The organism is Psychrobacter sp. ANT_H56B, from assembly GCF_008369245.1.
GTDB lineage: Bacteria > Pseudomonadota > Gammaproteobacteria > Pseudomonadales > Moraxellaceae > Psychrobacter > Psychrobacter cryohalolentis.
Genome location: NZ_VOBF01000012.1, coordinates 1 through 22514 on the forward strand (window position 1 = coordinate 1; position 22514 = coordinate 22514).

Below are 22514 nucleotides of genomic sequence, written 5' to 3' on the forward strand. Positions count from 1 at the left end.
TACAAAAGAACATGATTCCTCTATTATTGAATGGAGGAATCATGAGAGAAGAAGCCATACTATCTCAGTTCGGAAAAAAGGTTAAATCTTTTCGCAACGAACGTAATATTAGTCAGGAGAAGTTAGCAGAGTTATCTAAGCTTGACAGAACATATATCAGTTCTGTTGAACGTGGTCAAAGAAATATTGGTGTTCTTAATATAATTAAGATTGCCGATGCCTTAAAAATTAGTGCTAGTAGTCTTCTAGAAGAAATAGGAGACTACAATGGATAGTATCGACAAAGCATATCAGTTCTATACTCGCCATATATATGACCAAGAAAAGATCAGCTTATTGGAAGCACATAACCTTAAAGTAGCCGGTTCAGTCCCCTCCGTTTTATGGGAGTTATTTGGAGCTTTATTAACACAACGACTAGGCAGTGGTTTGATAGGTGCAGACTTACAAGGTTGGGAAGTTAAATCAGCTAAAGAAGGCGGCTCATATGAGTATCAGTATCATCTAAATACCGGAAGCTCCAAATTGATAGAAGACTGTGAGGTAAACCATTTATTTTGTATGTACTCGAAAACTTATGAAAATGTTGTTGTAAGAGCAATACAAGGTAAAGATTTAGCTGAGAATTTCTTTAAATTATGGCAACCTCATTATACAAAAAACTATGATGTTTCTATAGATAAGAGCCAAAGAAGACAAAGATTCAGGAAGAGTATTTCAGGTGGATACGTTGAAAAAAACGGCATACTAATAATGGAAATTAAAGAAGGCGAACTCATATCTAGTGATAATGAAATTATATCTAGACTAAACCAGGTAATATAATGAAAACATTCGTGGAATTTTTTGCAGGTGTAGGATTAATTCGTGAAGGACTTAGTAATTCAAACTGGAAATGTATATTGGCCAACGATATTTCATCAGATAAGAAAGAAACTTATGTTGAAAACTTTGGTGATAATGATTTTTGGTTAGGAGATATTTGGGATATAGTAGAAAATCCAAATATCATTCCAAATGATGCTTTCTTATATACTGCATCCTTTCCTTGTACAGACTTGTCAGTTGCAGGTAACCAAGCAGGTTTAGCTGGCAAACAGTCAGGCACCTTAAATGCCTTAATTGAAATCCTCAATGATAAGAAAAAATTAAATGCGGCACCGAAGGTAGTTTTACTAGAGAATGTAAAAGGGTTTTTGACATCCAATAAAGGAAAAGATATCGAGAAAACTATTCAGTCTTTTAGCGAGCTGGATTATTTTATAGACATAATAGAGCTAGACGCTATTAATTTTTCCGCTCAAAGTCGACCACGTGTGTTCCTAATAGCTATACAAGAAGATTTAGCAGAGCACACAATGAGAATAAAAAATAGTGATCAAGTACTTGATTCATGGTGGTCAGATTTTAATAGAGTGCCTACCTTAAGATCAAATAAAATAAAAAATCTAATATTAAACAATGAAGGTTTTAACTGGGGGCTACTAAATCTCGCTTTTCCTGAAAAATCGTCTTTACGCTTGGCGGATATCATTGATAATGATATTTCTGATGATTCAGACTTATGGTGGAATGAAGAAAGAAAAGAACATCTATATGAACAAATGAGTGAGCCTCATAAGCTAGATTTACATAAAATGTTACAAGGAACAAGTTATTCGTATGGAACAGTATATCGTCGTATGAGAAAAGGTAGATCAATGGCCGAACTTAGAACAGATGGATTTGCTGGCTGTTTAAGAACTCCGAAAGGTGGTTCTAGTAAGCAGATAGTCATACGTGCAGGTGAAAACAAATGGAGTGTCAGATTATTAACTCCAAGAGAATATGCTCGGTTACAGGGCGTTAGAGAATCATTCAAGCTTCCAAGCAATTCAAATAAAGGATATTTTGCTATGGGCGATGCTGTCTGTGTTCCTGTGATTGAATATATTGCTGAAAATATTCTTGACAAGATTTATGAAAATTATAGAAAAAAACTTTAAAGATATGAACAACGTTTACGTAAGTTAGCATTTTTTCACTTAGTATAAGGTAAGAATTAAGTGACAGTCCTTAATCTTGATATTAAGAGTCTAGAATATTAAACCACCCCAATTCCACTTAACAATAATTGCCCGCCAGCAAATAATAACAATATGCCAAAGGCACGCTTAAGCGTGAGCGCAGGCAGTACATGGGCAAGTTTGGCACCGACCTTTGCCATCGCAAAGCTAGCAACGGAAATACATAAAAATCCTGTGATATGGACAAAGCCTATCGTACCTTCGGGCATATTAACCACATCTTGACCAAACCATGCAAACCCTGCTGCGCCAGCCAATGCAATAGGTAAACCACAAGCGGCAGACGTACCGACCGATTGCTTCATCGGTAGCCCTGCCCAGTTTAAAAATGGCACGGTCAAGCTACCGCCGCCAATACCAAAGATAGAGGACGCCAGACCGATGCCCGTGCCCGCGCTAAATTGTACGCCAGCAGAGGGCAACGGCTTACCGAGCTGCTCTTTATTGGATAAAAAGAGCATTTTTAGCGCGACCAATAATGCACCAATACCGATGATGGCTTGCAATACTTTGCCATCAATCATGTCCGCGATACCGGCACCAACCAGACTACCAATGACCAAACCCAATGCCATCTTGCGCCATACTTCCCAGCGTACACCGCCACGTTTATTGTGGGCTGTCATTGAGCTGATTGAGGTTACAACAATAGTTGCAAGTGAGGTACCAATAGCTAAATGCGTGATTACTTCAGGAGGAAAATTATAAGCCGCAAAAATCCACACCAATGCTGGTACGATAATCATACCGCCACCGACGCCAAACAAGCCGGCGCTGACCCCAGCAAACGCCCCTGCAATCACAAACCATACATATAACATCATCGAATCAGCCTTTTATCATGCGTCTTTTTATTAGATTACTTTATCTTTTTAGCACTTACTTATCATACGCTTAATTGCATTTGCCAAATCGCACATTGACCTTTATTCTATCTACTCTGTATTGACTATTTATGACCATCGCTCAGTATATCAAAGATTTCCCCTGCCACATTTATCACCTTTGCTCTATTAACCAAAGCGAAAAAACGTATGCTGCCACTCGACTCTTTATCTGACTGCGACTCTAAGTCTCACCTGCTTACTCATTTGCCAGAGCTTAACCATCGGCACCTTTTTAGCAGCGTCTCGACCAACAGCGAGCTTATCATAGCGGTACAGGATGGCACGCTCAATGCCCATGATATGCATTTACTGACTGCCGAAACCCAAAGCGCAGGTCGTGGACAACACGGGCGCTCATGGCAATCACCACGTGGCAATGTTTATCTATCGTTATACTATCCAGTACATATGCCGATTAGCGGTTTATTGTCGTTAATAATCGGTATTGAGCTGGCAAAAATGCCTGTTATTCAAACATTAAATGCACAACTAGCTAACCAAGGTTTAACACCTATAGGGGTAAAATGGGCAAATGATTTGGGCTTTTACCACTCGTGCTCCAAAATAGAAGGAGCCGTATCTGACACGCAAATCACTCCATTTAGCAAACTTGCTGGTATATTAATTGAGCCCGTTACCCAAGCGGGAAAATTGGTCGGCGTGGTGATGGGAGTTGGTCTTAATGTACAAGCAACTCCCAAGCTTACTGCCCAAACCTGCGAAGGTATGAGCTACCAAGCCATTAGCTTACAAGATATCGAGCAGCTGCTAGAGCCAGATAAAACAGTAAGTGCGCTGCCAAGTCTACGAGCGCTTTATCAACAAATGAGCAAAGCATTAATGGCAGCAATGACACGCTTTGAGCATTTAGGGTTAGAAAAGCCAACTGGTCAAACCTATAATCTAGACAGCTTTTTACAGCAATTTGACTCAATGGATGCACTAGCAGGACGGCGCTTACGTATTACTCAAGAGCACAACGGTCAAACAGAGACGCTCACTGGCTATGCTTGCGGTATTGATACACATGGATGTTTGCAATTACGCCAAGATAACGGTAATATTTCTGCGCTTTTTACCGGACGCATCGACGTTATTGATAACGCTTAAAGCATTTACTGAATGCGCTCTATCTAAAGGGAATTTTATGCTCTGGCTTGATCTCGGCAACACCCGCCTTAAATACTGGCTGACCGATGATATCGGACAGATAGTCTCACATGATGCCAAGCAACATTTGCAAGCACCTGCCGAATTACTCATGGGTTTGACCGACCGCTTTGAGCGTTATGCCCCTGACTTTATCGGTATCTCATCGGTGCTCGGCGATGATCTCAATGTCAAAGTCTCAGAGACACTCAGTCGCCTTGATATTCCGTTTGAATTTGTCCATGTCGATGCCAATTATCCGCTGATGAAAAGCGCTTATAATGATGAGCAGCTCGGCTGTGATCGCTGGCTACAGATGCTCGGCGCGGTGGATAGAACCAAACGTCAATGTGTGATTGGCTGTGGCACGGCGGTGACCATTGATTTGATTGACCATGCTGAGCATTTGGGCGGTTATATCTTCCCTAGTATTTATCTTCAGCGCGAGTCGCTATTTTCTGGGACCAAGCAAATCACCATCTCTAACGGTACTTTTGATAATGTTAGCCAAGGTCTCACCACGCAAGACGCGGTACATCGCGGGATACTACTATCTATCGTCGGTGCTATTAACGAGATTAGCACACGTCATCCCAACTTTGAAGTGATCATGACTGGCGGTGATGCAGCTATTATCGCCCAACACGTCAACCGCCCAGTGCGCCTGCGTGACGATTTATTATTAAATGGTCTGGCGCGCTATTTTGATCATAGTAAACAGGCATGATGACTGAAAATTTTTTATAAGCTAGAAATTAAAAAAGCAGGACGCTTAAAACGTCCTGCTTTTTTATGTCTATTTGATTTGAGAGCAATACAGAGTGCTAAAGGGATGAGCTATTGGCGGACTCTGTTACGCCTGCGAACAGCACGCAAGAAAAATTTAGCCCATTAGCACGAGGATATTAATGTATCCATTTTATTTTGAACTTAATATCTAATGAACACTCAATAATTCTTACTTAGTCTCGTTAAACAATTCACGACCAACCAGCATACGGCGAATCTCACTGGTACCCGCGCCAATCTCATAAAGCTTGGCATCGCGCCAGTAACGACCAAGTGGATATTCGTTGGTATAGCCATTACCACCAAATATTTGAATACCCTCGCCTGCCATCCACGTGGCTTTTTCGGCACACCATAAAATCACACTGGCGCAATCTTTGCGTACTTCTCGACTGTGACCTGCACCGCGCTGATCTAACATATCGAGATTTTTACCAACGGTGTATAAGAAGCTACGCCCTGCTTGCAAGATGGTATACATATCCGCGACTTTACCTTGGATAAGCTGAAACTCACCAATCGCTTGCCCAAACTGCTTACGATCATGGATATAAGGAACGACGTTATCCATCACCGCTTGCATGATACCGATAGGACCTGCCGCCAATACTGCACGCTCATAATCAAGACCGCTCATCAATACCTTAACGCCTTCGTTGAGGCCGCCTAGGATATTCTCTTTAGGTACTTCAACATTGTCAAAAGTCATCTCACCAGTATGACTACCGCGCATGCCGAGTTTGTCTAGCTTTTGAGCGGTGCCAAAGCCTGCCATGCCTTTTTCAACGATAAATGCCGTCATGCCTTTCGCACCCATTTCTGGATTGGTCTTAGCATAAACCACCATCACGTCAGCATCAGGACCATTGGTAATCCACATTTTGCTACCATTCAACACGTAACTGCCATCTTTTTCTTCGGCTTTTAGCTTCATACTAACGACATCTGATCCCGCACCGGTTTCACTCATCGCTAGTGCACCGATGAATTCACCGCTAATGAGTTTTGGCAGATATTTTTGCTTTTGTTCCTCTGAACCATTACGTTTGATTTGGTTGATACATAGGTTTGAGTGCGCACCATAGCTCAGCGCTACAGAGGCAGAAGCACGGCTAATCTCTTCCATTGCGACCATATGAGCAACGTAACCCATGTTAGAGCCGCCGTACTCTTCAGGAACAGTAATGCCATGCAAACCTAAATCACCCATCTTTTGCCACAAATCCATTGGGAACTCATCGCTACTGTCAATCTCGGCAGCACGTGGGGCTATTTCATTAGCCGCAAACTGTTGTACCATATCACGTAAGGCATCGATATCTTCGCCAAGCTGAAAATTCAATCCAGGTAAACTCATAGCCATTCCTTGTATTTTGATGTTTAATTTTTTACTAGCGCTGTGTCAATTTAAAAATAGATGATATAGCTGGGAAAAATTTTCCTCGCTTGCTGTGCAACTTCGTCACTCCAGAGGCTTCAAAAAATTTGTCCCAGCCATAAACCTATCTATCTATCTATCTATCTATTCATTTAGCTTATGACTAACTATATTCTTAATGAAATTAGTTAAGACTGACGTTTGTTAATTAAAGCACGTGCCACGTTTGAGCCATTAGGACGACCTAAAAACTCACTGATACGCTCACCTGCTACGACCAATTTATCTAAATCAATACCAGTACTGATACCCATACCATGCAGCATATAAACCACATCTTCAGTAGCGACATTGCCCGTTGCGCCTTTGGCATAAGGACAACCACCAAGTCCAGCGACAGAGGTATCAAATTCACTGACACCCATTTGTAAGGCAGCTAAGGTATTACTTAACGCTTGACCGTAAGTATCGTGAAAATGTCCCGATAGCATACTGATATCAGCGTACTCTAACGCTGCTTGTAACGCACGCTGTACTTTGAGTGGCGTACCAACGCCGATGGTATCAGCAATGCCAATCTGCTCCGAGCCTATCTCAACCAAACGCTTGGTGACATAAGCCACTTGGCGTGGGTCAATTTCGCCTTCATAGGGGCAACCGACCGTGCAAGAGATAACGCCGCGTACTTTGATACCTTGCGCTTTAGCCGCGGCAGCCACTGGTGCAAAACGCTCAATACTTTCATCAATACTACAATTAATGTTTTTTTGGCTAAAGGTTTCGCTTGCTGAGCCAAAGATGACGATCTCATCAGGACGATGCACGATAGCATTTTCAAAACCGCGCATATTGGGCACCAATACCGAATAGCTCACATCACTGTGGCGTGTGGCTGCAAGTGCCTCTAACAGCGTGCTATTGTCGCCCATTTGCGGTACCCACTTTGGCGAGACAAAGCTAGTAGCCTCAAGCTTTTTAACCCCTGCGGCAATCAAGTCACTTATAAGCCTTTGCTTAACCGCAGTCGGCACGGTCATGGCTTCATTTTGCAAGCCATCACGTGGACTGACATCGACGATGGTGACATGTTTTGGGTACGAGATACTCATACGGATTGTCCTTTTTACTGATTCTCTTGGCTATCGATACGCAGCAGCTCATCACCATCAGCAACCAAGTCACCTGCGCCAAATAATAGTTCTGCAACCACGCCATCTGTCGGTGCCGTAATAGTATGTTCGATTTTCATCGCTTCAATGACAGCCAATGGCTCGCCTTTCTTCACCGTATCGCCAACTGCAACTTTGAAGGCCACGACTTGCCCTGGCATTGGTGATTTCAAACTGCCAACAGCCGCATTCTCTTCGCCAACGTGCGCCATGATATCAACGAGGATAATCTCATCTCGTCCGTTATCAGTAAAGACATAGACGGTCTCATGGTTTGTCCAGCTTTGGGCGTTGATACGAGCACCATCTAACCACAAGGTATGATTGTGTGCATCAATACTGCTATAGCTGACTTGACCTTCATAGACAGTTTCTGTCTGGGCAGCTACATTAGCGTTGCTATTATCTTGAGTGTTAGCAACTTCTTTCCCAATAACTAGCGTAAATCTACTAAGGTCATCACTGCCTTTTTTGTTATCTGAACAACTTGCATTGTGCCAGTTGCTAATAAGAGCTTTATAAGATTGCTCATTATAAACTAAGCTAAACGAGCGCGTATAATCGCTAAAGGCACGGAAACCCGTAGGCTTGCTAAAAGGATCTGACCCTTGCGTTGTCGCTTCATTGGCAAGCTGCTGCGCAATAGCAGTAACCGCAAGCGTCGATAACTCAAGCGGATGCTGATCAAACAGCTGCTCACGCTCACGCTCAATCAACGCAGTATCAAGATTGGCTTGGCTAAACGATTCCGTATTAAGAATATAGCGCAAAAATGCGACGTTATTTGGCAGACCGACGATGCGCGTTTGCGCGAGTGCACGATCAAGCTTGGCTAACGCTTGCTCGCGAGTAGGCGCATGAACGATAAGCTTAGCAATCATAGAATCATAGAATGGGCTAATCACATCGCCTTCGCGTACGCCATCATCGATACGCACATCCGTGCTGTTCTTATTAATGACGAAAGTACTATGCTCAGGCTTTTGATAAGTAAATAAGGTGCCTGTGGCTGGTAAAAAACCATTGTCAGGATTTTCAGCACAAATACGCGCTTCAATCGCATGACCGTTGATAGCCAGCTCTTCCTGTTTTTTCGGTAATGGCAAACCTGCCGCAACCAATAGCTGCCATTCGACCAAGTCGACGCCAGAGATAGCTTCACTGACCGGATGTTCAACCTGCAGACGGGTATTCATTTCCATAAAATAAAAATTCATCGAACCTTCGCGCTGCTCAACGATGAACTCAACCGTGCCTGCGCCAAAATAATTGACCGCACGTGCAGCTTCAATTGCCGCTGTTCCCATTGCTTCACGCATCGCCGCATCGACACCCGGTGCCGGCGCTTCTTCTAATACCTTTTGATGGCGACGTTGTACCGAGCAATCACGCTCAAACAGATGCACATAGTTGCCATGCGTATCACCGAAGACTTGAATCTCGATATGGCGCGGTTTTAGGGCATATTTTTCGACCAATACTTGGTCGTTACCGAAACTGGTAATCGCTTCACGTCGACAAGATTCTAATAAATCAATAAAGTCACTGGACTGCTCAACGATACGCATACCTTTACCACCACCACCAGCACTGGCTTTGATCAGTACAGGATAGCCAATGCTATCGGCTTGCTGTTGTAAAAACTGGGCATCTTGATTTTTACCATGATAGCCGGGTATCAGTGGCACGCCTGCCACTTCCATTAAACGCTTGGACTCAGATTTTCCGCCCATGGCACGGATAGCGTCTGCAGATGGACCGATGAAGACCAAGTCAGCATCTTGACAAGCTTGGGCAAAGTCCGCGTTTTCACTTAAAAATCCATAACCTGGGTGAATCGCTTGTGCGCCGGTCTCTTTTGCAATGGCAATAATAGCATCGCCTTTTAGGTAGCTGTCTTTGGGAGCCGAACCACCTAGATATACGGCTTCATCACAGACAGCCACATGCTTAGCCTCACGGTCAGCATCAGAATAAACCGCAACGGTACTTACACCCAAACGCTTGGCAGTCGCGGCAACTCGGCAAGCAATTTCACCACGGTTGGCGATCAAAATTTTAGAAAACATAACTATCCCTGTATCTTGTCGTTTTATCGTTGATAAATAATCAAACGGTAGGATGATATTCACGTATGACTGTTTACGCTAAACTGGTTTTAGTATTCATTGGCAATTTAGCAAAAATATTTTTTATTGATACATGGCTATTTTGCTACTAGCCAATCAGGTTGGCGCTTTTGCAAAAATGCTTGCACACCCTCTTTACCTTGCTCTGATGAGCGAATATCAGCGATGCCTTTGACTGTATCGGCAATTAGTTCATCGGTAATCGGTGCGCCCGCGACTTCATGCAATAAGCGCTTGCAGGTTTTCATAGCCTCAGGGCTATTTTTAACGACTTTGGCACAAAATTCTGCAACTGCATCATCAAGCGACTCTTCACTGACGCGTTCATGGATAAAGCCAAGCTGACGGGCTTTTTTGCTATCAAATACTTCCGCACTGAGAAAATAACGCTGTGAGGCTCTGGCACCTAAAGCTCTAATCACATAAGGGCTAATGGTTGCTGGTGCTAAGCCCAGACGCACTTCGCTAAGACAGAAATTGGCAATTCTCACCGCGATAGCTACATCACAGACAGCAACCAAACCCATGCCGCCTGCATAAACATCCCCTTGTACCGCCGCTATCGTTGGTTTTGGGCATTCATAAATAGTCTTAAGCATTTGTGCCAATTTGTCCGCATCCGCTAGGTTTTCCTCATAGCTATAATCCGCCATGGCGCGCATCCAATTCAAATCGGCACCCGCACAGAACGCTTTACCGGCCGCTGCTAAAACGATAACGCGTACTTGCTCATCCTCGCCAAGCGTCTTGAAAGCATGGGTCAACTCAGCAATCATTTCATCATTAAAGGCGTTACGTATCTCAGGGCGATTCAAGGTTACTGTTGCAACGTGCTGCTCAACGTTAACCAATAGACTTTTATAATGATTCAAATTTTGTTGCATATCTTTCTCTATATTTTATGTATTGATGAGCACTAAATGACTGTCAATATACCGTTCATTGCTACATTCTAAAGACACCAAATTTTGTCTCTTCAATCGGTGCGTTATGAGCTGCGCTAAGCGCTAATGCCAACACATTACGGGTATCAGCAGGGTCAATCACGCCATCATCCCATAAACGAGCGGTAGCATAATAAGGATGACCTTGCTCTTCGTACATCTCACGAATCGGCGCTTTAAATGCTGCTTCGTCTTCATCGCTCCACGCTTCGCCTTTGCGGTCAAAGTTATCGCGCTTAACCGTTGCTAGTACCGACGCTGCTTGCTCGCCGCCCATCACAGAAATGCGCGCATTTGGCCACATCCATAAGAAGCGCGGGCTATAAGCACGTCCACACATACCGTAGTTACCCGCACCGAATGAGCCACCAACGATAACGGTGAATTTTGGTACTTTGGCATTCGCTACCGCCATCACCATCTTGGCACCATGACGGGCAATACCTTCGTTTTCGTATTTTCGCCCGACCATAAAGCCGGTGATGTTTTGTAGGAATATTAAAGGAATTTTGCGTTTACAGCACAGCTCAATAAAGTGCGTACCTTTTTGCGCCGATTCACTAAATAAGATGCCATTATTGGCAATAATGCCAACTGGCATACCTTCAATATGAGCAAAACCACATACTAATGTCGTGCCAAAGCGCGCTTTAAATTCATCAAAGGCACTATCATCAACGATACGAGTGATAATTTCTCTAATATCAAATGGCTTACGCTTATCAGTTGGAATGACGCCGTATAGTTCTTTAGCATCATAGCGCGGTGGACGTGGTTTTATTTGATTTGGAATCTGTTTAGCAGAACGGTTTAAGTGGCTAACGATATTACGCGCGATTGATAACGCATGGGTATCGTTTTGCGCCAAATGATCGACCACCCCCGACAGACGGGTATGTACATCGCCGCCGCCCAAATCTTCTGCTGTGACTTCTTCACCTGTTGCGGCTTTGACCAGTGGCGGACCACCTAAAAAGATAGTTCCTTGTTCTTTAACAATGATAGATTCATCACTCATCGCTGGCACGTATGCCCCGCCAGCGGTGCAGCTACCCATAACCACTGCAATCTGTGGAATGCCAGCGGCACTCATATTGGCCTGATTAAAAAAGATACGGCCAAAGTGCTCTTTATCAGGGAATACTTCATCCTGATTGGGCAAGTTTGCACCGCCAGAATCGACTAAGTAGACACAAGGCAAATTGTTTTCTTGGGCAATTTCTTGGGCACGTAGATGTTTTTTGACCGTCATTGGGTAGTAAGTGCCGCCTTTTACGGTAGCATCATTACAGACAATCATACACTCGATGCCATTGATACGACCGATACCAGCAATCACGCCCGCCGCTGGAATATCTTCACCATACATATCGTGCGCCGCCATCGGAGCCACTTCTAAAAATGGCGTACCAACATCAAGCAAACGCTCGACACGCTCACGAGGTAGTAGCTTACCACGTGCTAAATGCTTGGCGCGTGCACGCTCTGAACCACCTTGGGCGACTTTACGCAGATGCTGATACAAGTCATCGACGACCTCTTGCATTGCAGCACTGTTCTGCTGAAATTCAGCGGCATTTGGACTCAGTTTACTGGTTATGATAGCGCTCATGATATCCCTTTTCTTTAATGCGTAAATGCGAGTAGCTTTTTTATGCGAATTTTTTTAACTACTGGTTATTTTAATATTTACTGAAAAATTTATTAGTAAAATAAGAAGTAAAACGGCTCAATTTTTTATAATCCTAACTCTTCTCTCATTTGCTCAATAATTTTATATTTCTGAATTTTACCAGTGATGGTCATTGGGTATTCGGTCACAAAGCGATAATAGGCTGGCACTTTATAATGAGCAATATGCTCACTACAGAATTGACGGACTTCTTCTTCCGTTAAGCTGCCAGCTTCTTTAGGTATAATCCAAGCAGCCAATACTTCACCATACTTTTCATCAGGAACGCCAACAATTTGCACATCACGGATTTTAGGATGACGATATAGATAGTTTTCAATTTCGACCGGATAAATATTTTCACCGCCGCGGATGACCATATCTTTACTACGACCGACGATTTTGACATAGCCATCTTCGTCCATGGTCGCCAAGTCACCAGTGTGCATCCAGCCATCTTGAATCGCTTCACGCGTTTTAAAGCGACTGCCCCAATAGCCTTTCATCACCGAATAACCACGGGTGAGTAACTCGCCAGTTTCGCCTAAGGGCACAATATCACCTGTTTCAGTATCAATTACTTTGACTTCAAGCGCTGGCTGCACGAGTCCCACGGTCGAGACTTGCTTATCAAGTGGTGTATGTTCATTGGTTTGACAGGATACTGGGCTGGTTTCAGTCATGCCATAAGCAATGTTGACCTCTTTCATGTGCATCTCATCGATGACACGGCGCATGATCTCAATCGGACAACTAGAGCCTGCCATAATGCCAGTACGCAAGGTCGATAAGTCGAAATTTTTAAACTCCGGATGGTCAAGCTCAGCGATAAACATCGTCGGTACGCCATGTAAACCCGTACATTTTTCCTGTTCAACTGCTTGTAATACTGATAATGGCTCAAAACCATCATTTGGATAAACGATACAACCGCCATGAGTAAGAATGGCTAAATTGCCAAGCACCATACCAAAGCAATGATATAAAGGCACTGGAATACACAGTCTATCCTCTTCAGTGAAATTCATCGCTTCACCGATGAAATAGCCGTTATTTAATATATTACGATGGCTTAAAGTTGCGCCTTTCGGTGTACCCGTTGTACCACTGGTAAACTGTACGTTAATGGCGTCAGTATTTTTAAGCTGAGCTTGACGCTCAGCGATACGCGGATCATTGGCATCACCTTCTGCCATCCATGCAGAAAACTTCTGCATAAATCCAAACTCTTCATCGCTGTTTGGTTCATCAATCCAAATGATGCGCTCAATCGTTGGAATCTCGACCAAATCCAGTTGAGTGTAATTTTTGTGGTAAATCTCAGGACACATCTCACGGATTAAGCTGGCATAGTCACTACTTTTAAAATGGCGCATGAGCACCAATGCCGAGCAGCCCAATTTATTTAGCGCATATTGCAGCTCAAAAACACGATAAGCAGGATTGATATTGACTAAAATGATGCCAACCTTGGCAGTTGCTAATTGCATCAAAAGCCATTCAGCATTGTTGTGCGACCAGATACCGATACGGTCACCAATCTCAAGTCCCATTTCGATCATGCTGCTCGCTAACTGATTGACTTGCTGTTGCAGCTGTTGATATGTCCAGCGAATATTTTGATGGCAGACGACCAGCGCTTCGCGTTCAGGATATTTGGAGACGATAGCATCAAAGAAATCACCGATGGTCGCTTCAATCAGCGGCACATCAGGACCTTTATCATAGCTTTGAGTCAATGGCGCATTTGCCGAACGTGCGCCCATATTGATAGAGGGGATATTATTTAGAATGGTATCAAAATGGATATTTTGAGTCATAACGAGTCCTTTCGTTTTACTTTTTATAATGCTTATTAGTCGCCTGCCACCCATTCATTCTTCCTTGAACAGGTCTCGACTAGCGTTAGCTACTATACCGCCTTAAATCGAATGCTGTCAATAATAGTAATACAATATGTATCATTTAATTAGAACCCAATGGTGAGGATTTATTAAAGATAGCATAAAAATATGGCAGATATTTGACACAAAAAAGCCAGTCACGCTATGTATAAGTGGCTGGCTTTTTTTAGCGCTAAATTTTAGAGTATCTTCAACTTAAAAACATGATGCATGTTTAACAAACTAAGACCATAAACTACAGGCAATGTGATAATTACTACACTGATACAATTGGCGGCGCCTTAATAGTAACGGTTGCGCTGACTTCATTATTATCATTGAGTAAATTCATAATAAGCTCGTCTTCAGTTTCAGTGGTTACTTGCCAGTTGCCGTTTGCTTGCGGCACGCCCGTTGCCATCACTGAGATGGCTTTATTCTTTAAACGAATCATCGGTGGCTTATGCTCATAACCGCTATGCTCTAAACCTAATACATCATCAGCAATCGTTGCTGCTTGCGCACGTAGTGGCGCTACATAACGGCAGGCAACACCATTGATAGACATACAATCACCAATCGCATAAATATTATTGGTATTGGTTCGTAGTGTTGGCGCATCTACCACGATACCAGTGCGATGGTTGAACTCAACTCCAGCTGCTGTTGGTAATTTACCATCAACGGTCAGACCCGTGCTGGCAATCACATGGTCGACGATTAACATCTCAAATGACTGAGCATCTGTATCTTCTCCATTAGGAGTAAATGGCTCATAGCTAACTTGCAGCTTACCGTCATCATTACGTATGACATCGGATACTTGATAACCGCCTAAGAAATTAATACCCTGCGACTGCACTGCTTTGGCAATACGAGCTGTCGCTTTTGGCGGTAGCATTTGCGATAGCGGCGCATCATTTAAATCAATTAAGGTCACCTCATGACCCGCCTTGAGCAAGTCCTCAGCAATCTCAGTGCCTATCATACCCGCACCGACAATCGCCACGTGCTGACTGCCAGCTGCCAGCTTTTCTTGTAGCTGCCCAAAACGCTCAATATGATTGACATGCCATACCAAATCTTGCGGCAAACTCTTAGGGAAAATAGGATGAGCACCCATCGCTAAGACCAGCTTGTCATAGCTGATGGTTGCATAATTGGTATAAACAGGATCTGAGCGCAGCGCTGAGATAAGCTGTACCGTTTGCGCAGCAGCATCAATGTCCGTGACTTGCGTATTGGCGAGTAAGGTCACTTGTGCCGCTTCTGCCGCATCAGCGCCAGTCGCGCGTACCAAGTCTGATGCCTGCTTGTTTTGGCTGATTGCCATGGTAAGCATCGGCTTATGATAACGATCGCCATTGTCTGTGGTGATTAGAGTAATCGACACATCTTTGTCTTTGGCACGAATGGCATCAATCACGTGCCAGCCGGCTAAACCTGCACCAATGATGACAATACCTTTGGCGTCTGTTGCTGTAGTAATAGGAAATGTAGTTTCTGTGCTCATACTGACTCCATGATAGATGAGAGATTATATTGTTTTTATGATAGTGGCTGTTTATGATAGTTGCTGCCATTGTATCAGTAAACAGGTATTCACTCACGTAGGCGTTTATAAAGTCGCTTACAATAAAAAAAGCGCCTATTAATAGGCGCTCTAAATAAATCAACTCTAAATGACTGCCTTAATGATTGAGAATCTTTGATAAGAACATTTGCGCGCGGTCACTTTTCGCGCTTTCAAAAAACTCATCCTTGCTACAGTTTTCAACGATATGACCTTCATCCATAAAGACAATCCGATTGGCCACCTGACTGGCAAAGCCCATCTCATGGGTAACACACATCATCGTCATGCCCTCACGGGTTAGCTCAACCATGACATCAAGCACTTCTTGAATCATCTCAGGGTCAAGTGCTGAAGTTGGCTCATCAAAGAGCATCGCCACTGGATCCATTGCTAACGCACGTGCAATCGCGACACGCTGCTGCTGCCCACCGGACAGCTCAGCTGGATACTTTGCTGCTTGCACCGTTAGCCCGACGCGGTCTAGATATGCCATGGCTTTTTGCTTGGCTTCCGCTTCTTTACGTCCCAATACTTTGATTTGCGCGACAGTCAGATTATCAACAATCGTCAGATGCGGGAACAGCTCAAAGTGCTGAAAGACCATGCCGACACTACTACGTAATTTTGGCAAGTTGGTTTTTGGCGCGCCAACGGAGATACCGCTGACCATAATCTCGCCTTTTTGAAAAGGCTCTAGTCCATTAACCGTTTTTATTAAGGTCGACTTGCCGCTGCCTGATGGACCACAAACGACGACGACATCGCCTTTATGCACATGGGCACTACAGCCAGACAATACTTGAAAATCACCATACCATTTGCTCACATCACTCATTTGGATGACGATTTCATCGCTTGCATGACCAGTGTTAGTGACCAGTCCGCCAAATTCATTTATATACGTGTCAGTATTATTCATTACTGGCTCATTCATCACTGGCTCCTAACCACATTATTTTCATCATTATTAAATATAGCTCTTAACGTACAGGTTCCGATACGAATTTATTAAAGATCATTAGAATCTTAAACGCTTTTGTACTTGTTGTACGCCAATAGAGGCACTCAAACTGATAATAAAATAAACAGCACCTGCTCCTAATATATAGGGCGTCAATAAGCCCATCAGCTCACCGCGCACATAGGCGGCGCGGAAAAAATCCGTCAAGCCAATGGCAAAAACCAATGTCGTATCTTGGAATAAAATAATACATTGCTGCAAAATCAGCGGTAGCATCTTGCGAAACGCCTGCGGCAAAATAATCAAGCGCATCGTTTGCCCATAGGTCATGCCAAGCGCTTTGGCAGCATTGACCTGCCCACTACCGATAGATTGGATACCCGCACGCACCACCTCTGAAAAATATGCCGCTTCAAACAGCATAAAGGCGACCACACACGAGGTAAAGGCTGTATCGAGTTGCAGATATTTACCAGCGACCCAAAAATAAATCATCGGTACGGCAAAATAAAACCAGAGCAGTACGAGCAGCAATGGCACAGAACGAAAATAATTGACGTATAGCTTTGCAGGTATCTCAAGCGCTTTGATACCAGACAAACGCATCAAAGCCAATACCGTCCCTAAGCTGAGACCGCCTAAGATTGCTAAAAATAATACTTTTAAAGTCGTCAGCATGCCACCCATCAAGCCGGGATAGGCAGTTGCAAGTTCGGTCATATTCATTTTTGACTCCCTGCAATTAGCCCAGGCACACGCAATTTACGTTCAATTAGCCCCATAATGGCAATTAAAGACAGATTAAACACCAGATAAATAATGGTCGCATAGGTATAAATTTCAAGACTGTTTTGGGTATATTCACTGATGGTTTTGGTCTGACTGATCAGCTCCATTACCCCAACCAAAGACGCAACTGAGGCGTTTTTAAAGCAGTTGGTCAGCTCTGAGCTCAGCGGCGGTAAGATAATTCGAAACGCTTGTGGCAGCAGTACTTCTTTATAGGCTTGCGGGATACTAAAGCCAAGCGCGTAGGCAGCATTGATTTGCCCTTGAGGTAGTGACTCGATACCAGTACGTACTTGTTCAACAATACGAGCTGCGGTAAATAAACCAAGACCGATACTGGCTGACAGCATGGCTGAGGTATTGGGAGACAAGTCTTTATACCACCACTCTTGTATGGATGGCGTTAGCCAACCTGGAGCGATATAAAACCAGAAAAATAATTGTACCAATAAAGGGATATTGCGGAAAAACGTCACATAAGCAGTACCGATAGCACGTGCGCCTTTATTCGGCAAGGTACGCATGATGCCAAAAATAGTACCAACCACCATGGCGATTGCCCATGCAATACTGCCAATCAATAACAACCAGCCAAGACCAGTAATCATCCAATGGATATACAGCTCGCTACCGATACCGGTCTGCTCAAAGAGCACACCCCAGTTCCAGCTATAATTCATAATTGTCTCTCCGAGCAACGGTTAAAAAGCCCACGCTTTCAGACTGCTATCAAATTATTTGACAAACAATCTGAACGCGTAAGCATGCTATGTTGAGGGACAAGAAGCGTTATTGCGCAGTCGCGACTTTTGGCTGATCGCTATCATGGGGATTGGCAATCAATGCTTTTAAGTTATCTGACATCTCAAACTTTAGATTGACATTTTTTGGCGGAATTGGATTTAAGAACCATTTGTCATAAATGCTATTGATCTCGCCTGACTTAAAGACATTGGCTAGTGCTTCATCGACCACCGCTTTAAATTCTGGATCGTCTTTACGCATCATACAACCATAGATCTCAAACGATTGTGGCTCACCAACAATGACCCATTCATCGGGATTTTTGGCTTTGGCTTTTTCGCCTGCTAACAATACATCATCCATCATAAAGGCATCGGCACGACCGTTCTCTAGCATCAAGAAACCTTCGCCATGGTCTTTTGCTGAAATGACATTGATATCCATCTTTTTGTCATCGTTGTATTCACGAATATAACGCTCTGAAGTTGTACCTGCAGTCGTGACTAAGGTTTTACCCTTTAAATCATCGAAACCTTGGATACCTGAATCTTTTTTGGTCAATAAACGCGTACCGATTTCAAAGAAGCCGTTAGAGAAAGCGACTTGTTTCTGACGCTCTTCATTGTTGGTTGTTGAACCACACTCAAAATCCACTGTACCATTTTGTACTAATGGGATGCGTGTTTGTGAGGTAATAAGGTTATAGCGGATTTTTAGATCCGGCATATTCAGCTTTTGTTTGACAGCTTCTACCACTTTCATCTCTAAATCATGAGCATAGCCGATCGGCTGATTTGGATCATCAGCGATGTATGAGAACGGAATAGAAGAGTCACGGTGGCCGACGACGATGGTGCCTGATTCTTTGATTTTATCTAAGGTGCCGTTGGTATTTGCCGTCGCCTCGGTGGTTGCTCCATCTGCTGGCGTCGCCTCATTGCTGGTTTGGCTATTGTTGTTACAGCCTGCTAGAGCTAGTGCCATAAAGGCAACTAACGTTAATGGTTTGGATATAGAGGTAGAAAGAGAGTAAGTCATGAGATATGTCCTTTTATCACATTGCCACAAGATTGGAATGACATTTAAGTGCGATAGAAACCGTAGAAAAACGCTATAAATTTGCGTTTATGGGCCCTATTGCTATGCATCCGTGCTGTTGCTGTTGTTTATCACTATGCAACTTAATGTTACTGTACAACAAATTGACTGACGAGGGTAAACTTTTTTTACTCAGCTGACTATTTTTGGTTTTTAATTTGTTGGAGATGATAATCCCTAAATAAAACAAGCTCTAACGTCATTAATATAGGTACGTATTTGATAAGACTAATAGAAAAATTCATTTTTTATAAACGTCATTTCTTACGTCAACAATCTACTATAGTCAGTCCTAAATAAAATAAATACAAAAATTATAAGGTCTACTGGTATCAATTTTGCTTGCTGACTGTGCCTACGCAGAAAGAAGCTGCGAATAATTAAACCCAATAGCACTGTATTTTTTAAAAAGTGTATCTACTATAGATACGATTGATAAATCCGAACCTATCCCCATAAAGCTAGCAACTTCTTAATCTTATAAATGACCTATGACCCAAGATACCAAAACTCCGAATGCCCCTGAACAAAATACTGATCTGATGCAAGATAACGACATTCGCCAACGCTTTTTTATTGAAGACTCTCCGGTGCGCGGTGATTTGGTGCGCCTATCGCGTAGCTATGCGACGACCATTGCGCAAAAGCCTTATCCTGAAGCACTAAAACGCTTACTCGGTGAGATGTTGACGGCTGCAAGTTTGCTGATTGGTACTGTTAAAATCAATGGTCGCTTGTCGATTCAATTGCAATCATCAGATAGCGATAGTTTGCTGAATTGGGCGATGGCTGAATGTGATCAAAACGGTATTATCCGCGCCCTTGCTAGCTGGAAAGATGATACTGACGAGCACGTACAAGCGTGGAATAATATGCTGCATGCTAAAGAAGCGTTTGCTGAACTGGGCGCTACTGGTCAAGGCGTATTATTTATCAATATCCAACCGGATGGCGGCGAGCCATATCAAGGTATTGTTGAACGTAGCCATGACAATTTGGCAGATTGCTTGGCGCATTATCAAAAGCAATCGGCACAGATTCCAACGCTGATTAATTTGGCATCTGATGGTTTACAAGCGGGTGGCATCTTGGTGCAAATGCTGCCACGTACCGCTCAAGAAACCTACGAAGTTGAGCAAAATGAAGATGCTGGTATTGATGATGACTTGTGGACACGCTTGTCTGTATTGACGCGTACACTGAAAGCAGAAGAATTGACCACGCTTGATACCAATGAGATTTTGTATCGCTTATATCATGAAGAAAAAGTCGTTGCTCCTGAGCCTATCTCGCTATCGTTTGGTTGTACGTGTTCACGTGAAAAGTGTGAAATGGCAATCGAGCAAATCGGCGAAACAGAAGCCTTGGATATCGTTGCAGAGCAAAACGGTACCTTTGAGATGGATTGCGGATTCTGCGGTGAGATTTATAAATTTAATGAAGACGATGTGGCAGCGATTTTTGCTGAGTAGTCTTTTATCTCATTGATTTAAGTATAGTCAACTCCAAATAAAACAGATACGTTATATTCCAACGCAGTACTGGTATAAATTTTTCTGGCGTGCTGTGCCTACGCCGACAGAGGCTGCGTAAAATTCATCTCAGTCCTACTGTATCGTTTTAATACTGAATTCACTATAGTCAGTCATAAAAAAACCCTCAAGTATGATGCTTGAGGGTTTTTAGCATTAGTCTGATTATTTTGTATCTCTTATTCTAAACTTCATAGGTTTCTGGATAAGAATAAATACGCGGGTTCAGCGCATACTTTGCTTCATGTGCATCGCCTAATCTATCATCCAAGAGCCAAGCAATGATTTGCTGATGTACTCTATCGCTGTAGATTAAGTTCATATGGTTTATCCCATAAAAAATAGCTTTGTGCCCCTCTGGCACTACCAGCGTATGCTCTTCGGTATGCTCACCCAGTGCTGACTCTACCGAAACCAGCCCATCGCCCAATAAACTTGTGGTCTTAAATTCAAAATGGGTCTCGACCATCACTGCTGCTACCAGATAGGTATTCACATGCAATGGCAAGTGAGTAGGATGACGAAAATCTGCTGGTAGCACACTACGCCCCTCTAACGCTTGCCAGTCGGCATCTCGAATACTACCGTAACGCAGATCAATGATACCCGCACTGCGCATATCACCAAGCTTTGCCAATGACCCAGCAAAGGGCAATTTAGCGATTTTATCTTGGACGAAATGCCCAATCTGCTCCAAACTTGCGCCATGATGCGGCGAACCTAAAGTCACCAGATTGCTCACCCTTTTGACCCAGCTAAAACCTTGCTCTTTGCCATAAAACAGCGCGCTACGGCTTACCAAACCGCCCATACTATGACCGACCAAATCAATCTGGGTGATGTCTGGGTTATTCTCAACCAAATCTTGCAACACTTGAGCAAAGCTACGTCCATTACTTGAGATACGTCGACCTGTATTATAATTTAAGTACAAGACAGTCGCTGATGGCAAGCTATACATGAGCGCTTTTGCCAGATTATTCTCACCAGATACTTTCCAGCTTAAGTGGCTTAAACAAAGTCCATGGCATAGAATAATAACGCGCCCTGACAATACAGCGCTTTGCACCCGATTATTAGTATCATACAGCACCATCGATACTGCTAATGGATTTTGATGCGTAATCAGATGATCACCCATCACTCCGTTTAGGATATTGACCATGCGCCGCAAGTTCTTAGGTAATAGTCTGACCTTTTTGGGTTTTAAAACAGTATTATAAAGGTGCAGACCTGAGGCTAAATTATTACCAATCAGCTGCATCGCCTGACGTACCGTACCATAAATGCGTCCCGTGATACCCTGTTGCCAGCGCTCGACATTTCCTTTATTAAACCGCCCTAAAGGACGCAGTAATATCTCACGGTGGATGGCTTCTACAATGTCAGTCACCTCGACCACACCCATAGTCGCAAGCTGTGCCAATCCTTCAAAAAAACCAACCAGTGAGAGCGGTTGATACGGTTGAACATCACTATGATTCACGCTTTTTTCAGTCAGCTCATCCACATAGATATAGTCAAGCTTATCCAGTTCCTCATAGACATCGCCTTGAAATCCTATATCGATAGCAGATTGCTCATCAGAAGGACGCCGAGTCGTTGCAAATAAATCATGTATAGTTTCTAAAGGTTTTGGACTGAGCATAATGTTGACATATCAAACAGTTAAAGGGATTTTCCATACTATCCTGTAATGGTCATAAACAGAAGAGAATGATTTAACTATCAAGTATCTTTATTGTCAA

19 protein-coding genes are annotated in these 22514 nt (G+C 43.4%); 6 read left to right on the top strand and 13 right to left on the bottom strand.

The window, feature by feature from the left end; translation table 11 throughout:
• From FQ082_RS11945 to FQ082_RS11955, 3 genes are all read left to right on the top strand, one after another.
• Positions 1-275: helix-turn-helix domain-containing protein (locus FQ082_RS11945; protein ID WP_262498218.1), on the top strand; the 275-nt coding region annotated here is incomplete at its 5' end.
• Positions 268-825 carry a hypothetical protein gene (locus tag FQ082_RS11950; RefSeq protein WP_149493247.1) on the top strand — a complete coding sequence of 186 codons (558 nt, stop codon included), beginning with the start codon at positions 268-270 and terminating at the stop codon, positions 823-825. The genes FQ082_RS11945 and FQ082_RS11950, both read left to right, overlap by 8 nt.
• A gap of 11 nt (positions 826-836) precedes the next feature.
• Complete coding sequence (locus FQ082_RS11955; RefSeq protein ID WP_223145363.1) at positions 837-1985, top strand: DNA cytosine methyltransferase; 1149 nt, start codon at positions 837-839, stop codon at positions 1983-1985.
• Between the two features lie 98 nt (positions 1986-2083).
• On the opposite strand, the gene FQ082_RS11960 is transcribed toward FQ082_RS11955, so the two are convergent.
• Positions 2084-2887 (bottom strand): sulfite exporter TauE/SafE family protein, encoded by an 804-nt coding sequence (locus FQ082_RS11960; protein WP_188018954.1) that lies wholly within the window; start codon positions 2885-2887, stop codon positions 2084-2086.
• A 213-nt stretch (positions 2888-3100) separates the two neighbouring features.
• On the opposite strand from FQ082_RS11960, the gene FQ082_RS11965 reads away from it, so the two are divergent.
• Together FQ082_RS11965 and FQ082_RS11970 are read left to right on the top strand one after the other, a co-directional pair.
• Positions 3101-4063, top strand: coding sequence for a biotin--[acetyl-CoA-carboxylase] ligase (locus FQ082_RS11965; protein WP_149493250.1), 963 nt, complete (start codon positions 3101-3103; stop codon positions 4061-4063).
• 37 nt (positions 4064-4100) lie between these two features.
• Positions 4101-4829 carry a pantothenate kinase gene (locus tag FQ082_RS11970; protein ID WP_149493251.1) on the top strand — a complete coding sequence of 243 codons (729 nt, stop codon included), beginning with the start codon at positions 4101-4103 and terminating at the stop codon, positions 4827-4829.
• Between the two features lie 231 nt (positions 4830-5060).
• Here FQ082_RS11970 and FQ082_RS11975 read toward each other — a convergent pair whose 3' ends face one another.
• From FQ082_RS11975 to FQ082_RS12025, 11 genes are all read right to left on the bottom strand, one after another.
• Entirely contained in the window at positions 5061-6248 is a 1188-nt protein-coding gene (locus FQ082_RS11975) for an isovaleryl-CoA dehydrogenase (RefSeq protein WP_149493252.1), read from the bottom strand.
• Between the two features lie 209 nt (positions 6249-6457).
• On the bottom strand, positions 6458-7378 hold the full coding sequence (locus FQ082_RS11980) for a hydroxymethylglutaryl-CoA lyase (protein WP_149493253.1): 921 nt from the start codon (positions 7376-7378) through the stop codon (positions 6458-6460).
• A gap of 14 nt (positions 7379-7392) precedes the next feature.
• Positions 7393-9507, bottom strand: coding sequence for an acetyl/propionyl/methylcrotonyl-CoA carboxylase subunit alpha (locus FQ082_RS11985; protein WP_149493254.1), 2115 nt, complete (start codon positions 9505-9507; stop codon positions 7393-7395).
• Positions 9508-9644: 137 nt separating this feature from the next.
• Positions 9645-10451 (bottom strand): enoyl-CoA hydratase/isomerase family protein, encoded by an 807-nt coding sequence (locus FQ082_RS11990; protein WP_011512711.1) that lies wholly within the window; start codon positions 10449-10451, stop codon positions 9645-9647.
• 61 nt (positions 10452-10512) lie between these two features.
• Complete coding sequence (locus tag FQ082_RS11995) at positions 10513-12123, bottom strand: carboxyl transferase domain-containing protein (RefSeq protein WP_149493255.1); 1611 nt, start codon at positions 12121-12123, stop codon at positions 10513-10515.
• A gap of 125 nt (positions 12124-12248) precedes the next feature.
• Positions 12249-14003: an AMP-binding protein gene (locus FQ082_RS12000; protein ID WP_149493256.1), complete on the bottom strand. Its 1755-nt coding sequence runs from the start codon at positions 14001-14003 to the stop codon at positions 12249-12251.
• Positions 14004-14343: 340 nt separating this feature from the next.
• Positions 14344-15579, bottom strand: a complete 1236-nt coding sequence (locus FQ082_RS12005) for an FAD-dependent oxidoreductase (protein ID WP_149493257.1) — start codon at positions 15577-15579, stop codon at positions 14344-14346.
• Between the two features lie 178 nt (positions 15580-15757).
• Positions 15758-16477 carry an amino acid ABC transporter ATP-binding protein gene (locus FQ082_RS12010; protein ID WP_188018955.1) on the bottom strand — a complete coding sequence of 240 codons (720 nt, stop codon included), beginning with the start codon at positions 16475-16477 and terminating at the stop codon, positions 15758-15760.
• 183 nt (positions 16478-16660) lie between these two features.
• Positions 16661-17329, bottom strand: coding sequence for an ABC transporter permease subunit (locus FQ082_RS12015; protein ID WP_149493259.1), 669 nt, complete (start codon positions 17327-17329; stop codon positions 16661-16663).
• A complete protein-coding gene (locus FQ082_RS12020; protein ID WP_011512705.1) occupies positions 17326-18072 on the bottom strand; it encodes an amino acid ABC transporter permease in 747 nt (248 codons plus the stop codon). Before FQ082_RS12020 ends, FQ082_RS12015 begins: the two co-directional genes overlap by 4 nt.
• A 109-nt stretch (positions 18073-18181) precedes the next feature.
• On the bottom strand, positions 18182-19174 hold the full coding sequence (locus FQ082_RS12025) for a glutamate/aspartate ABC transporter substrate-binding protein (RefSeq protein WP_149493260.1): 993 nt from the start codon (positions 19172-19174) through the stop codon (positions 18182-18184).
• Positions 19175-19725: 551 nt separating this feature from the next.
• Here FQ082_RS12025 and FQ082_RS12030 point away from each other — a divergent pair.
• Positions 19726-20706: an Hsp33 family molecular chaperone HslO gene (locus tag FQ082_RS12030; protein ID WP_149493261.1), complete on the top strand. Its 981-nt coding sequence runs from the start codon at positions 19726-19728 to the stop codon at positions 20704-20706.
• Positions 20707-20950: 244 nt separating this feature from the next.
• Here the strand turns inward: FQ082_RS12030 and FQ082_RS12035 are convergent, their stop codons facing one another.
• Positions 20951-22414 (bottom strand): esterase/lipase family protein, encoded by a 1464-nt coding sequence (locus FQ082_RS12035; protein WP_149493262.1) that lies wholly within the window; start codon positions 22412-22414, stop codon positions 20951-20953.
• Positions 22415-22514: the final 100 nt, after the last annotated feature.

Excerpts from the sequence above, each read along its gene's own strand:
- FQ082_RS12010 (WP_188018955.1), bottom strand. The coding sequence starts at position 16,477 with ATGAGTGATGTGAGCAAATGGTATGGTGATTTTCAAGTATTGTCTGGC.
- FQ082_RS12025 (WP_149493260.1), bottom strand. The coding sequence starts at position 19,174 with ATGACTTACTCTCTTTCTACCTCTATATCCAAACCATTAACGTTAGTT.
- FQ082_RS11960 (WP_188018954.1), bottom strand. The coding sequence starts at position 2,887 with ATGTTATATGTATGGTTTGTGATTGCAGGGGCGTTTGCTGGGGTCAGC.
- FQ082_RS12005 (WP_149493257.1), bottom strand. The coding sequence starts at position 15,579 with ATGAGCACAGAAACTACATTTCCTATTACTACAGCAACAGACGCCAAA.
- FQ082_RS12000 (WP_149493256.1), bottom strand. The coding sequence starts at position 14,003 with ATGACTCAAAATATCCATTTTGATACCATTCTAAATAATATCCCCTCT.
- FQ082_RS11950 (WP_149493247.1), top strand. The coding sequence starts at position 268 with ATGGATAGTATCGACAAAGCATATCAGTTCTATACTCGCCATATATAT.
- FQ082_RS11970 (WP_149493251.1), top strand. The coding sequence starts at position 4,101 with ATGCTCTGGCTTGATCTCGGCAACACCCGCCTTAAATACTGGCTGACC.
- FQ082_RS12035 (WP_149493262.1), bottom strand. The coding sequence starts at position 22,414 with ATGCTCAGTCCAAAACCTTTAGAAACTATACATGATTTATTTGCAACG.
- FQ082_RS11980 (WP_149493253.1), bottom strand. The coding sequence starts at position 7,378 with ATGAGTATCTCGTACCCAAAACATGTCACCATCGTCGATGTCAGTCCA.
- FQ082_RS11995 (WP_149493255.1), bottom strand. The coding sequence starts at position 12,123 with ATGAGCGCTATCATAACCAGTAAACTGAGTCCAAATGCCGCTGAATTT.
- FQ082_RS11975 (WP_149493252.1), bottom strand. The coding sequence starts at position 6,248 with ATGAGTTTACCTGGATTGAATTTTCAGCTTGGCGAAGATATCGATGCC.
- FQ082_RS12020 (WP_011512705.1), bottom strand. The coding sequence starts at position 18,072 with ATGAATTATAGCTGGAACTGGGGTGTGCTCTTTGAGCAGACCGGTATC.
- FQ082_RS11985 (WP_149493254.1), bottom strand. The coding sequence starts at position 9,507 with ATGTTTTCTAAAATTTTGATCGCCAACCGTGGTGAAATTGCTTGCCGA.
- FQ082_RS11965 (WP_149493250.1), top strand. The coding sequence starts at position 3,101 with ATGCTGCCACTCGACTCTTTATCTGACTGCGACTCTAAGTCTCACCTG.
- FQ082_RS12015 (WP_149493259.1), bottom strand. The coding sequence starts at position 17,329 with ATGAATATGACCGAACTTGCAACTGCCTATCCCGGCTTGATGGGTGGC.
- FQ082_RS12030 (WP_149493261.1), top strand. The coding sequence starts at position 19,726 with ATGACCCAAGATACCAAAACTCCGAATGCCCCTGAACAAAATACTGAT.
- FQ082_RS11990 (WP_011512711.1), bottom strand. The coding sequence starts at position 10,451 with ATGCAACAAAATTTGAATCATTATAAAAGTCTATTGGTTAACGTTGAG.